Source organism: Achromobacter sp. NFACC18-2, from assembly GCF_900108985.1.
Classification (GTDB): domain Bacteria; phylum Pseudomonadota; class Gammaproteobacteria; order Burkholderiales; family Burkholderiaceae_B; genus Achromobacter.
The window spans coordinates 127,508-139,486 of sequence record NZ_FNYM01000016.1 but is presented as its reverse complement, the minus strand read 5'-3'; the positions used below and the strand labels follow the sequence as shown (position 1 = coordinate 139,486).

13 protein-coding genes are annotated in these 11,979 nt (G+C 66.6%); 6 read left to right on the top strand and 7 right to left on the bottom strand.

The window, feature by feature from the left end:
- Positions 1 to 24: 24 nt before the first annotated feature.
- Positions 25 to 834: an EI24 domain-containing protein gene (locus BMW75_RS22570; RefSeq protein WP_254792102.1), complete on the bottom strand. Its 810-nt coding sequence runs from the start codon at positions 832 to 834 to the stop codon at positions 25 to 27.
- Between the two features lie 63 nt (positions 835 to 897).
- On the opposite strand from BMW75_RS22570, the gene BMW75_RS22565 reads away from it, so the two are divergent.
- Positions 898 to 1,281 carry a thioredoxin family protein gene (locus BMW75_RS22565; RefSeq protein ID WP_092581950.1) on the top strand — a complete coding sequence of 128 codons (384 nt, stop codon included), beginning with the start codon at positions 898 to 900 and terminating at the stop codon, positions 1,279 to 1,281.
- Positions 1,282 to 1,362: 81 nt separating this feature from the next.
- Here the strand turns inward: BMW75_RS22565 and BMW75_RS22560 are convergent, their stop codons facing one another.
- The 3 genes from BMW75_RS22560 to BMW75_RS22550 form a co-directional block, all read right to left on the bottom strand.
- Positions 1,363 to 2,853: a DEAD/DEAH box helicase gene (locus BMW75_RS22560; RefSeq protein WP_092581949.1), complete on the bottom strand. Its 1,491-nt coding sequence runs from the start codon at positions 2,851 to 2,853 to the stop codon at positions 1,363 to 1,365.
- Positions 2,854 to 3,234: 381 nt separating this feature from the next.
- Positions 3,235 to 3,570 (bottom strand): AzlD domain-containing protein, encoded by a 336-nt coding sequence (locus BMW75_RS22555; RefSeq protein ID WP_076519060.1) that lies wholly within the window; start codon positions 3,568 to 3,570, stop codon positions 3,235 to 3,237.
- Positions 3,567 to 4,316: an AzlC family ABC transporter permease gene (locus BMW75_RS22550; protein ID WP_076519059.1), complete on the bottom strand. Its 750-nt coding sequence runs from the start codon at positions 4,314 to 4,316 to the stop codon at positions 3,567 to 3,569. Before BMW75_RS22550 ends, BMW75_RS22555 begins: the two co-directional genes overlap by 4 nt.
- A gap of 234 nt (positions 4,317 to 4,550) precedes the next feature.
- Here BMW75_RS22550 and BMW75_RS22545 point away from each other — a divergent pair, with 234 nt between their 5' ends.
- From BMW75_RS22545 to BMW75_RS22530, 4 genes are all read left to right on the top strand, one after another.
- Positions 4,551 to 5,471: a branched-chain amino acid transaminase gene (locus BMW75_RS22545; RefSeq protein ID WP_092581948.1), complete on the top strand. Its 921-nt coding sequence runs from the start codon at positions 4,551 to 4,553 to the stop codon at positions 5,469 to 5,471.
- Positions 5,472 to 5,556: 85 nt separating this feature from the next.
- A complete protein-coding gene (locus BMW75_RS22540; protein ID WP_076519057.1) occupies positions 5,557 to 5,778 on the top strand; it encodes a zinc-finger domain-containing protein in 222 nt (73 codons plus the stop codon).
- 39 nt (positions 5,779 to 5,817) lie between these two features.
- The gene (locus BMW75_RS22535) at positions 5,818 to 6,240 is read left to right on the top strand and encodes a YybH family protein (protein ID WP_092581947.1); all 423 of its coding nucleotides are present in this window, start codon (positions 5,818 to 5,820) and stop codon (positions 6,238 to 6,240) included.
- 17 nt (positions 6,241 to 6,257) lie between these two features.
- Positions 6,258 to 7,358, top strand: coding sequence for a YheT family hydrolase (locus BMW75_RS22530; protein ID WP_092581946.1), 1,101 nt, complete (start codon positions 6,258 to 6,260; stop codon positions 7,356 to 7,358).
- Positions 7,359 to 7,364: 6 nt separating this feature from the next.
- On the opposite strand, the gene BMW75_RS22525 is transcribed toward BMW75_RS22530, so the two are convergent.
- Positions 7,365 to 8,888, bottom strand: a complete 1,524-nt coding sequence (locus BMW75_RS22525; RefSeq protein WP_092581945.1) for a M48 family metalloprotease — start codon at positions 8,886 to 8,888, stop codon at positions 7,365 to 7,367.
- Positions 8,889 to 8,944: 56 nt separating this feature from the next.
- Between BMW75_RS22525 and galU the strand changes: the two genes are divergently transcribed.
- Complete coding sequence (gene galU / locus BMW75_RS22520; protein WP_092581975.1) at positions 8,945 to 9,796, top strand: UTP--glucose-1-phosphate uridylyltransferase GalU; 852 nt, start codon at positions 8,945 to 8,947, stop codon at positions 9,794 to 9,796.
- A gap of 53 nt (positions 9,797 to 9,849) precedes the next feature.
- Here galU and BMW75_RS22515 read toward each other — a convergent pair whose 3' ends face one another.
- Both BMW75_RS22515 and BMW75_RS22510 read right to left on the bottom strand, forming a co-directional pair.
- A complete protein-coding gene (locus tag BMW75_RS22515; RefSeq protein WP_092581944.1) occupies positions 9,850 to 10,722 on the bottom strand; it encodes a cytochrome c oxidase assembly protein in 873 nt (290 codons plus the stop codon).
- 107 nt (positions 10,723 to 10,829) lie between these two features.
- Positions 10,830 to 11,933 carry a porin gene (locus tag BMW75_RS22510; RefSeq protein WP_092581943.1) on the bottom strand — a complete coding sequence of 368 codons (1,104 nt, stop codon included), beginning with the start codon at positions 11,931 to 11,933 and terminating at the stop codon, positions 10,830 to 10,832.
- Positions 11,934 to 11,979 lie beyond the last annotated feature (46 nt).

The window sequence follows — 11,979 nt, the reverse complement described above, 5'->3', positions numbered from 1 at the left end:
CATAGGTTAGAAAAAAGACGCCGGTCAGACGTCGATGACGCGGTCCTGGCGCAGGCGCTTGAGGGCTTCCAGGCCGTAATGCGCGTATACCAGCGCGGAAAACACCGGCAGGATAATCCAGGCGGGCGGCAGCAGGTTCAGCAGGGAACAGATCAGGCCGATGGTCCAGAAGCCGCCATTGTTTCGTTCGAGGATCAGCTTGCGCTCATCCGGGCTGGCGTGTTCGACGATGGCGTCCACCCGCATCATGCGCGAGAACGCGAACGCCCACCAGAAGATCGACAGCACCACGGCCATGGGCGGCACCAGCCACAGCGGCAGCGTCAGAATCCAGCCGGCGGCGAACGCCGCCGAGACCCAGACGGCATTCCACACGCTGACCGCCGTGGAAAACTTGCCGCGTCGGCCCACGGTCGCGTACTCGCGCTGGCCCACATGGCGCAGCACCAGCGGCATGACGAAGACCGCGGCGATCGCCAGCCCGAGAATCCCGGATACCGGCAGCAGGATGGCTGCGGCGATCACGGGAATCAGGTAGATCTTGAGCGAGAACAGGCCCACCGCGACCAGCCATTCGTCGACGCGGTTGACGAACTCCCAGTGCGACACCTCGGCGCGCAGCCATTCGGTCAGGGGCGTCCAGAACAGCCACAGCAGCAGGAAGGCGCCGATCAGCGCGATCAGGAAGGGCAGCAACACCGCGAACAGCATCGTCGGGTGGCATTGCGATACCAAGGCGCGCTTGAACGCCTGCCCCACGCCTGCGGTGCCCGCCCCCGCGCCGGACAAGCGGCCGTTTCCAGGAGTGGGAGGATCTGTGCGCAAGGCGGTCATGGCAGTCGGAATGAGGGGTGGACAACCCGGGTATGATAGTCAAACACGTCCCGATCTGCTCACATGCCCCTGCTTACCCCCGGTACCGACCTTGACGCCCTGCGCGCGCGGCTGGGCGCCACCTCCGACGCCTGGTTCATCGCCTGCTTCTGCGCGGCCTGGTGCGACACCTGCGAAGAGTACAAGCCCAAGCTCGAGTCCCTGGCTGCGGCATTGCCGCAGCACGTCTTCGCCTGGATCGACATCGAAGACCACGCCGAGCTGCTGGGCGACGAAGACATCGAAAACTTCCCCACGCTGCTGGTGCAGATCGGCAATCGCGTGGTGTTCTACGGTCCCATGCTGCCGCACATCGGCCACCTGGAGCGCCTGCTGGCAAGCCTGAACGCGGACAGCGCCCCGGTGAAGACCGCCCTGCCCGACTTGCCGCGGATGCTCGCCGCCTGAGATTGCGCCGTCCCGCAGGCGAAAAAAAACCCGCAACGCCAATCGGCCTTGCGGGTTTTTTTGCGTCGACGCCGGACGCGATCAGGGCTTGCGGCTGCCGCCGAGCAGGACGGCGAGCTGGCGCTTGGGCGTCGTCGCCGGCGAGGCGCTGCTGCGCGATTCCTGTTCTTCGGCGCGGTCGGACGGCGTGGAGGGCTCGTACGGCTTGAAGAAAAAGTCGTCGACCGGCTGGCGCGAGCCGCCCGAATGATGACTGGAACGGCGGTCGGACGAGCGGCCGCGATCGCCCCGGCCTTCGCGGCCGGAATCGCGGCCTGATTCACGGCCTTCGCGCGAATGCGACGGGCCGTCGCTGCGGCGATGGCTGCGCGCGATCAGGTCCGCCGGCACGTCGAGCGTGCCGCGCGGCACCTCGCGCTTGATGAGCTTTTCGATGTCGAGCAAGAAGCGCTCTTCGTCAGCGGTGAACAGGGCGATGGCTTCGCCCGACGCGCCCGCGCGGCCGGTGCGGCCAATGCGGTGCACGTAGTCTTCGGCGTTGTACGGCAGGTCGTAGTTGATGACGCAGGGCACGCCGGCGACGTCCAGGCCGCGCGCGGCCACGTCGGTCGCGACCAGCACTTCCAGTTCGCCGGCCTTGAAGGCTTCGAGCGCCTTCATGCGGTCGGCCTGGGTCTTGTCGCCGTGGATCGATTCGGCCTTGACGCCGTCGCGCTCCAGGTCGCGCGCCAGGCGCGCGGTGCCGATCTTGGTGTTCGAGAAAACGATGACCTGCTTGAGCCCGCGCGACTTCACCAGGTGGACGACGGCGGCGCGCTTGGCGTCGCTGGTCATCTTGTAGGCGATCTGCGTGATCGTCGTCGCGGTCGCATTGCGCGCGGCGACTTCGATTTCGACGGGGTGGTTCAGGTACGAGCGGCCCAGCTTGCGGATTTCGTTGCTGAAGGTGGCCGAGAACAGCAGGCCCTGGCGCTGTGCCGGCAGCAGGCGGACGATGCGATCGAGATCGGGCAGGAACCCCATGTCGAGCATGCGGTCCGCTTCGTCCAGCACCAGGATGCCGACCTGGCTGAGGTTCACGTTCTTTTGCTCGACGTGGTCAAGCAGGCGGCCCGGCGTGGCGACCAGCACTTCGCAGCCGCGGCGCAGCGCCTCTTTCTGCGGGCCGATGTCCACGCCGCCGAACACGACGGCCGAACGCAGCGGCGTCTGCTTGCTGTAGCGCTTGACGCTTTCGTAGACCTGATCCGCGAGTTCGCGCGTGGGCGCGAGGATCAGCGCGCGGACCGGATGCCGTGCGGGCGATGCGCTGGTGTTGGCCAGCGGCATGAGGCGGTGCAGGATGGGCACCGTGAACGCCGCCGTCTTGCCGGTGCCGGTCTGGGCGGCGCCCATGACGTCACGACCCGCCACCACGACGGGAATGGCCTGCGCCTGGATGGGCGTCGGGATGGTGTAGCCGGTTTCGGCGATGGACTGCAGCAACAGGGGGTGCAGCCCGAAATCGTCGAACGTCGGCGCGGGCGCGTCAGCGTCAGCAGTGGGTGCTACGGTTTGATTGGATTCAGTCATCAGGGTTAGGCAGATACCGGGACCAGTGAAAAAGAACAAAACGAGAGTGCTACATGCACTGCTCTACATATGCATCGGGGCAACCCGAAACGCGCGATCGCATTGCGACGGCACGCAAATCGCCGCGGGTCGCCAGCACGCTACGCGGGCAATCCGCACCTTGCCTTGCAGGCCAAGAGGCGCATTTTGGATTCGATACTTATGTGGGCAGTACCAGGCCCGGATTGCTGTGGATTGATGAATTTTAGCGCAGCCGCCTTAACACACGCGCAAAAGGTCCTGGGCCGGCCCCCGTCGACCGCCCTTCGCAGGGGCTGGCGAGGCGAAAAAAGCCGCCGCAACGTCCACCTGATGGACACATTGCCAGATACTTCCTGGCCATCAGCCGGCCAGCCAGCGCAGGCCCCAGAGCACCAGCATGCCAACGACGATCACCAAGACGGCGCTGCGCGTGCGCAGAAACACCAATATGGCGACCAGGCCGGCGACCAGCTTGTAATCGAAGACTGGACCCAGGCCTGCCTTCCAGGGTAGGAGATCGGGCACCACGATGGCGGTCAGCGCCGCGGCGGGCGCATAGCGCAAGGCGCGGCGCACGTTGTCGGGCAACGGAATGTAGTCGCCGAACAGCATGAAGCCCGCCCGCGTGAGCACGCTGCACAGGGCGAGCAGCAGGATGGCGGAATAGACGTAGATTTCAGAGGGCCAGAGCGTCATGGGCGCGCCTTGAAGAAACGTTCGGCCCAGATGCCGGCCACGACGCCGGCGATGACCGCCGCCGCCAGGCCCAGGCGCAAGGGCAGCGCCTGCCCGACCCATGCCACGACGCCTGCCGCCAGCATGGACACGAGCATGGGCTTGGAACTGGCAAGCGGCACCGTGATGGCCAGCAGCGCCAGCACCGCGGCAAAATCCAGCGACCAGTTGGTGGGCACCATGGCGCCCAGGTAAATGCCGACGATCGACGACGACTGCCACACCAGCCAGCCCGGCACGATCGTGCCCATGAAGAACCAAAGCTGCTCGCGGGTGCCGCGCTCGGCGGAATCGCCAAAGCGCGGCATGAACAGGACGAAGCCCATGTCGGTCGTGAAATAGCCCAGCCCCAGGCGCTTGGGCCAGGACAGATGGCGGAAGTAGGGCTGCAGCGCCGCGCCGAAGATGATGAATCGCAGGTTCACGACGCAGCCGGCCGCGAAGACCAGCCACAGGGGCGCGCCGGCGGCGATCAGGGGCAGCGAGGTGAGTTGGGCCGATCCCGCGTACAGCAGCAGGGTCATGGCGAGCGCCATGGATTCGGTGAGCCCGGACTTGACCATGGCCACGCCGGTGACCAATCCCCAGGTCGCGGTGGCGATCAGGGCGGGCACGATGGCATGGACGCCCGCGCGAAAGGCGGTCAGGCGTTCCTGGCGGACCTGGCCTGGGTTTTCGGATTCAGGCAACGCGGATTCAGAGGACAACGGCTGGCCCCTGGCGATTCAGACAGGACGACATGAAAACTCGATGGGAAGAAACACGCGGCAGCCCGTTCGCCCACCAGAATCAGCATGCGCGGGGCGGACCGCCCCACTCCGGTGCGCGAATAGGCCCGTATTGTAACCTCGCTGCTTGATACAATAGCGGCCTCAAGATTCTTGACCCCTTGGGGCCTGGCGCGCGGCGGCAGGTCTGGCGCGCACTGTGTGGAGAAGACCATGTCGATGGCTGACCGCGATGGTTTCATCTGGTATGACGGCAAGCTCGTTCCATGGCGAGACGCCACGACGCATGTCCTGACGCATTCCCTGCACTACGGGCTGTCCGTCTTCGAGGGCGTGCGCGCCTACCGCTCCACCCTGGGCACCGCGATCTTCCGCCTCGAAGACCACACCCGGCGCCTCTTCAATTCGGCGCATATCTACCAGATCCCCATGCCGTTCGATCGCGACACGATCAACGAAGCCCAGCGGACGGTCGTGCGCGAGAACCAGCTTGAAGCCGGCTACATACGCCCGCTGGTGTTCTACGGTCCCGAAAAAATGGGCGTGTCGCCCAAGGGCGCCCGGGTGCACGTCGCCATCGCCGCCTGGCCCTGGGGCGCCTACCTGGGCGAAGATGCCCTGGCCAACGGCATCCGCGTCAAGGTGTCGTCATTCGCCCGCCAGCACGTGAACGTCACGATGCCGCGCGCCAAGGTCGCCACCACGTACGCCAATTCCATCCTGGCCAACACCGAGGCCCTGCAGGACGGCTACGACGAGGCGCTGCTCCTGGATACCGACGGCTTCGTGGCCGAGGGTTCGGGAGAAAACCTGTTCCTCGTCAAGGACGGCGTGCTCTGCGAGCCCGAGATCGCCTCCGCGCTGACGGGCATCACGCGCTCCACCATCCACGCCCTGGCGGCCGACCTCGGCCTGCCCGTGGTGACGCGGCGGCTGACGCGCGACGACGTCTATATCGCCGACGAGGCATTCTTCACCGGCACGGCCGCCGAAGTCACGCCCATCCGCGAGGTCGACAACCGCCAGATCGGCTCGGGCCGGCGCGGCCCGGTCACCGAACGCTTGCAGAACGCGTTTTTTGACGTGGTGAATGGCCGCAACCCGAAGTACCATCACTGGCTAAGTAAAGTCTGATCCGTCTGATTCGCGCGGTTCTGCGAAGCAAGACCGCATCATTGTTTCAACCTGCCGTATATCGGTTCTTTTTTCAGGAATATCCATGACCGCTGCTGCCCCGGCCGCCGTCTCCCGCGCTCACGAAGTCATCGAGGTCGGCGCCGAAGACCTGCCCGTGTTCTGTCCAGGCCCCAAGGCCCCGCTCTGGAGCATGCATCCCCGCGTCTTCCTGGATGTGGCCCGCACCGGGTCGGCCCGTTGCGCCTACTGTGGCGCCGAGTACCGTCTGAAGGCCGGCACCGTGCTGCACGGCCACGGGCACTGAGCCCACTGCCCCATAACACGCTTATCCGTTTCAGCAGCCATGTTTGCCACGCCCGAAGAAGCAGAACACGCGTTCTACGAAGCCCTAGAGCAGGCGGACGCTGTCCGCCTGATGCAGGTCTGGGCCGACGACGAGGAAGTCGTTTGCATCCATCCGGGCGGCCTGCGCATCGTCGGCCACTCCGCGGTGCACGAGTCCTGGCAACAGGTGCTGTCCAACGGTCCGCTGCATGTCCGGCCGCTGCGCCCGCTCGTCATGCTCAGCATGATGTGCGCGGTCCATGTGCTGGTCGAACAGGTGGCGGTGCGCACGCGTGAAGGCACGCAGTTCGCCAACTGCTACGCCACCAACATCTACCACAAGGGCCCCACCGGCTGGCGCATGGTCATGCACCATGCCTCGCCGGCGCCCACGGAAGCCGGGGTGCTCGACCTGCACGACGTGCCCGACATGCTTCATTGATCCGGGTGGATTCCCAGTTGGCCGCTGCTCGTCTTGATACAACGCCCTGCCCCGTCCCTCCCTGGTTGCCAGGGGGCGACAGCCAGACGGTGTACGCCGCCTTGTTCGCGCAGTATCACCGCATCGCGTTCGTGCGCGACCGGGTCGACACGCCCGACACGGATTTCGTGGATTTCGACTGGACCGGCCCGGGGCTGTTTCCGCACAAGGCCGCCGACGGCGCGCCGGTGAGCGGGCAGCGGCCGGTCGCCAACGGCAAGACGGCCGCCGCGCGCTGGATGACGGACGCCGACTGGACGTCCCTGCCCCAGACGCCCGACACCCCTGCCCTCATCCTCTTCCACGGCCTGGAAGGCGGCAGCACCAGCCGCTATGCGCAGTCCATCGCGCATTATTTCCGGGCGCGCGGCTGGATCGTCGTGATCGCGCATTTCCGGGGTTGCTCGGGCGTGCCGAACCGGCTGGCGCGGGCCTATTACTCCGGCGACTCGGCCGAGGTCGGTTTCCTGCTGCAGACCGTGCGCCAGCGCATTCCCCATGCGCGCTGGCACGCCGTGGGCGTGTCGCTGGGCGGCAATGCGCTGCTGAAGTACCTGGGAGAACACCAGGAGGACACCACCTGGCTGACGGCCTGCGCCGGCGTGTCGGCGCCGCTGGATCTGGTCGCCTGCGGCAAGACGCTGTCCACGGGGCTCTTCAACCGGCGCGTGTACACCGCGCACTTCCTGAAGACGCTCAAGCACAAGGTGCTGGAAAAGGCGCATCGCTTTCCCGGCTCGATCGACGTCATGCGGATCGCGCATGCGCACGACCTGCGAGAATTCGACGACACCTATACCGCGCCGATGCATGGCTTTCGAAATGCCCTGGATTACTGGACGCGAGCGTCCAGCAAGCCGTGGCTGCCCAAGATTTCCGTGCCGACGCTGGTGCTCAACGCGCGCAACGATCCCTTCATCCCGTCCGCATCGCTGCCCAAGCCCGAAGATTGCGCCCCCGGCATCCTGCTGCACCAGCCTTCGGATGGCGGACACGCGGGCTTTCCCACCGGCGCCTTTCCGGGCCACCTGAACTGGCTGCCCCAGCGGCTGGGCCGATTCTTCGAAACCGGCCTCTGAGGCCGCTCAGCCGGACTTGAACCGCTCGAGCAACTGGCGCTCTTCGGCCAGCTTGTCCTTGACTTCCTTGATCTGCACGTCGATCTGCGACTGCTCGTAGAAATCCTTGGACAAGCCCCGCGCCTGTTGGAGCTGCGACTCGGCGGCCGCGTAAGCGCCCGTCATGACGTAGTAGCGCGCCAGGTCGCGGCGCGCCTGCACCGGCCTGCCGTTGCGCTCTTCGCTTTGCGCCAGCATCTGGTAGAGGCTGGGTTCGTCGCTGCCCCACTGCTTGATCCTGGCCCGCAGATAATCCTGGGCTTCGGCATGACGGCCGTTGCCTTGCAGCGCCTGGGCATAGGCGATGCCCAGCGCGCGATGGTCGGGATAGCGCTTGGTGCCCGCCTGGGCAAGCGACAGCGCCTGCGGATAATCCTTGCGCGCGAGCGCGATGTCGACGGCCAGCTTGTCCAGTTGGGGCGAGCTGCGGCCATTGGCCGACGCCAGTTTCCAATAGCGGTCGGCTTCGGCCAGGTTGTTGCGCTGATAGTTCTGCAGCGCCAGCCCGTAGTAGGCGGCGGACTGCCGCACGCCCGACAGGGCCTGGGCCTCGTCCTGCAGCTGCTGGCCCGCCGTGCGCAGGCTGACGGCGTCGCGGCCCTGCACCACGCGCATCTTGGCGCGGATGTACCAGAAGTCGTCGCTATCCAGATGGCGCGACGTCGGCAGCGCGCGCGCCCGGTTCTGCACATCGGACATGCGTTCGATCGACAGCGGATGGGTGCTGGCCCAGGAGCCGCCGCCCGCGCCTTCGTTCAGGCGCGACGCGTTCATCAGGCGGGCGAACATCTGGCTCATGCCATCGGCGTCATAGCCCGCCTTGGTCAGCATTTGCAGGCCGGCGCGATCGGCCTCGCGCTCCGCGTCGCGCGAAAAGCCGAGCTGGCGGTTGATGGCCGCGGCCTGGCCGAACGCGGCCACGCCCATGGAAAGATTGCCGCCCCCGCCCGCCAGCGCCGCAAGCAACGCGCCCGCCAGGCTGGCCAGCATCAGCATGCCGTTCTGGTTCTGCTGCGTCATGCCGCGCGCGATGTGCCGCTGCACGACGTGGCCGATTTCGTGGGCCAGCACCGCCGCCAGCTCGGACTCGCTGGCCGACGACACGATCAGGCCGGTGTTCACGCCGATGAAGCCGCCCGGCATGGCGAACGCATTGATCTCGGGATCCCGCACGCCGAACATTTCGACATCGGGCACACCGCCCGGGGCGAATGCCGCCAGCTTGCGGCCCATGGTGGTGAGGTACTGGCTGAGCTCGGAATCGTCCACATAGGTGGGGTCGCGCCGCCCCTGGGACATGATGGCTTCGCCCAGGCTGCGTTCCAGCATGGGGGACAGGTCGGCCGACGACGCGGCGCCCATGGAGGGCAGCCCGACCGGCTGCGCCCACGCCACGATCGGCGCGGCGGGCATGGCGAGGGCCGCGCAAAGGCTCGCGATCGCGCCCCGTTTCGCAATCGAGCAAATGGATGGCATTTTCCTGCGGTTCATAAGCCTATGATAGCGATGAGCTTAAAATGTTTCATCGAATCCTCAACGAGGTGTCAATGCGTCCCGTCCGTAAAGCCGTTTTCCCTGTCGCCGGCATGGGCACGCGCTTCCTGCCCGCCACCAAGGCGATGCCCAAGGAAATGCTGCCCGTGGTCGACAAGCCCCTCATACAGTACGCGGTGGAAGAAGCCGTGGCCGCCGGGATTACCGATCTGATTTTCGTGACCGGCCGCAACAAGCGGGCCATCGAAGACCATTTCGATTCCGCGCCCGAGCTGGAATCCGACCTGGAAAGCAAGGGCAAGCATGAGCTGCTGGCGATGGTGCGGGGCATTCTACCCGCGCACGTCAATTGCCTCTATATCCGCCAATCGGCGCCGCTGGGCCTGGGCCACGCCGTGCTGTCGGCCGCGCCCGCGGTGGGCGACGAGCCCTTTGCGGTGCTGCTGGCCGACGACCTGATCGACGCGGATGTGCCCGCCATGAAGCAACTGGTGGACGTGGCCGTGGCGCGCAATGCCAGCGTCCTGGGCGTGCAGGACGTGCCGCGCGCCGACACCCGCAAGTACGGGATCGTGGCGACCCATCGCGGCGAGACAGCCCAGGATGGACGCACCGAACGCGTCACGCACATCGTGGAAAAACCCGAGCCCGAGGCCGCGCCGTCAACGCTGGCCGTCGTGGGCCGCTATGTGCTGGAAGCCGCGATCTTCGACCACCTGCGTTCGACCAAGATGGGCGCGGGCAACGAAATCCAGCTGACCGACGGCATCGCCTCGCTGATGCGCGAGCGCGAGGTCTACGCGCACCGTTTCGAAGGCGTGCGCTACGACTGCGGCAACAAGGCCGGGATGTTCCAGGCCACCGTGGCGCTGGGCAAGAAGTATCACGGGCTGCAGCCGGAGTAACCGGCGCGATCCGGCGGGGACGGGCTAAATCTGCGCCGCGTCTGCCGCCGGATTCAGGACGAAAGCGCCGCGCCCGACTTGGCGCGCGCGCGCGCATCGCGGTCCGCCTTGCGCAGACGTCCCTTTGCCGACAGGCGCATCAAGGTGCCCAGGGCCACCATCAGGCCGATCACCTCCACCAGCGCGGCGGGTATCCACATGGTCAGCCCGCCGATGGTCTGGTCGGTCTGGGCCGACATGGCGATGGCCCGGCCGCACAACTCGAAGAGCGGATAGATGTCGCTTTCGGTGAAGGCAATGACGGCGCCGGCCACCATCTGCGGCAGCATCGTCGCCACCGGCGAGATCACGCGGCCGCCCGGCGACATGGCCGCGGGCGGCGCGGGACGGCGGTCCAGGATCAGGTTCCAGTACATGAAGCCGCTGATCACGACCGACCAGTTCATGAGCCGGTACAGGCGCCAGTCGAGCATCGAATAGAACTGCACCGACGGGATCAGCCAGACCAGCACCAGAAAGACGAAGAGCGCCGGCACGAAGACCTTGTGGGTCAGCACGGCCACCGTGGCGCGGCCCGCGCCGCCGCGCAGGAAATCGCGCAGCCGGATGCGCCAGGCCATCGGCAGGCCCGCGCGCATCACCTGGCCGGGAAAGGCGGCCATCACAAGCAACGGCCCGAGATGGTGCAGGACCAGATGCTGGATGCGATGGATGAAGAACATGCGCTCGGCGTAGTAGTCGAGCCGGGTATGCAGGGACAGGTACAGCAGCACCATCCCCGTCCAGAACAGGATGCGGCGCGCAACCGTGACGTGGTGCACCCGCTGGCCGCGTACGAACAGCGCGATGGCAACCAGGAAGGAAGCCACCAGCGTGGGAGAGAACTCCCAGGGTACGAGCCATTCGAGACTATCCATGCGGGCCATCCGAGAAACGACGCGAAGACAAGGACCGGCGCCAAGCGCCATTCCCCGACGATTGTAGTAGAGCCGGCCATTGCCCGCTGCCGGACGCCGGTCCGCAGCCGACCCGTTCAGAATCGGTGCGATACCCCCGTGCCCACGCGCACGGTGTGCCCGTTGGCGGGGTCGAACTGGTTGTCCAGCGTGTAGTTAGACGCATAGCCGGCAAAGGCATAGAGCGTGGTGCGCGGGGACAGGTCGTAGGTATAGCCCAAGGTCGCGACCTGCGCATTGCGCGCCGTCATGCCATCGGCCCAATACCAGTCGGGCCTGGCCAACGACCACTGCACCAGCACCGCGCCCCGCCCGACCGGCACGCTGACCCCGACCAGCCAGGCATCGACCGTGCCGCCCCGCACGAACGCCGCGGGTCCCAGCCCGAACCCCAGTTCGTCGGGATCCCCGCCATCCAGCCCCACGTAACCATTGCGCTGGCGCGACCACGCGAGCGACAGCTTGAGCACTTCGAAGTCGTACGACGCCCCCACCTGCACCGCCTGGGGACGTCCGCCGGCGTCCGCGGGCGGATTGGCCAGGCGAAGCTGCTCCCAGGTCGCCACGGCCAGCAACGGGCCGTCCTCATACTTCAGGCCGACACTGATTGCACGAGTGTTCTGGCTGGTACGAAAGCGCTCCTGCCCGTCCGCGTCGAACGCATACCCCACCCCCGCCTGAAACCCGCGCCACTGCGGCGAATACCAGTTCACCATATTGCTGAACTGGTAGTTGTCGGAGGCCTTGAAGGTGGCGCCCATGCCCATGTCTTTCCATGACGCGATCTCCAGCGCGCTGCCGTAGGTCTGGCCGACGGTGGTCTGGCGGCCCAGTCGCAGGTCGCCATAGTGCTCGTGGGCCAACCCGACCCAGGCGCCGTAGTTGAAGAGGCTGGCGTCATCGGCCGCGTTGCCGCTGGAAGGATCGAAGCCGCTTTCGAGCTGGAATCGGGCAGACCAGCCGCTGCCAAGATCTTCCGTGCCCTGCAGCCCCCATAGCGAGTCCGTCAGGCCGCCGTCCAGCAGACCGCTGCGGCTGCCCTGCCCCGAGGTCTTCGTCACCGCCAGACCGGCATCGACGATGCCGTAGAACTGGAGCCCGGGGCCCGGTTCCGCGGCCCGGGCCTGCCAAGGCTGGACCAAGCCGGCCGCCGCAAAGGCGGCCAACAGTGCGATTCTCATGATGGTTTTCCGCGTTGGCGGCGGGCAGCGCCCGCCGCGAGATGAA

Coding starts and splice junctions, on each gene's coding strand:
- BMW75_RS22570 (WP_254792102.1), bottom strand. CDS start 834: ATGACCGCCTTGCGCACAGATCCTCCCACTCCTGGAAACGGCCGCTTG.
- BMW75_RS22565 (WP_092581950.1), top strand. CDS start 898: ATGCCCCTGCTTACCCCCGGTACCGACCTTGACGCCCTGCGCGCGCGG.
- BMW75_RS22560 (WP_092581949.1), bottom strand. CDS start 2,853: ATGACTGAATCCAATCAAACCGTAGCACCCACTGCTGACGCTGACGCG.
- BMW75_RS22555 (WP_076519060.1), bottom strand. CDS start 3,570: ATGACGCTCTGGCCCTCTGAAATCTACGTCTATTCCGCCATCCTGCTG.
- BMW75_RS22545 (WP_092581948.1), top strand. CDS start 4,551: ATGTCGATGGCTGACCGCGATGGTTTCATCTGGTATGACGGCAAGCTC.
- BMW75_RS22540 (WP_076519057.1), top strand. CDS start 5,557: ATGACCGCTGCTGCCCCGGCCGCCGTCTCCCGCGCTCACGAAGTCATC.
- BMW75_RS22535 (WP_092581947.1), top strand. CDS start 5,818: ATGTTTGCCACGCCCGAAGAAGCAGAACACGCGTTCTACGAAGCCCTA.
- BMW75_RS22525 (WP_092581945.1), bottom strand. CDS start 8,888: ATGAACCGCAGGAAAATGCCATCCATTTGCTCGATTGCGAAACGGGGC.
- galU (WP_092581975.1), top strand. CDS start 8,945: ATGCGTCCCGTCCGTAAAGCCGTTTTCCCTGTCGCCGGCATGGGCACG.
- BMW75_RS22515 (WP_092581944.1), bottom strand. CDS start 10,722: ATGGCCCGCATGGATAGTCTCGAATGGCTCGTACCCTGGGAGTTCTCT.
- BMW75_RS22510 (WP_092581943.1), bottom strand. CDS start 11,933: ATGAGAATCGCACTGTTGGCCGCCTTTGCGGCGGCCGGCTTGGTCCAG.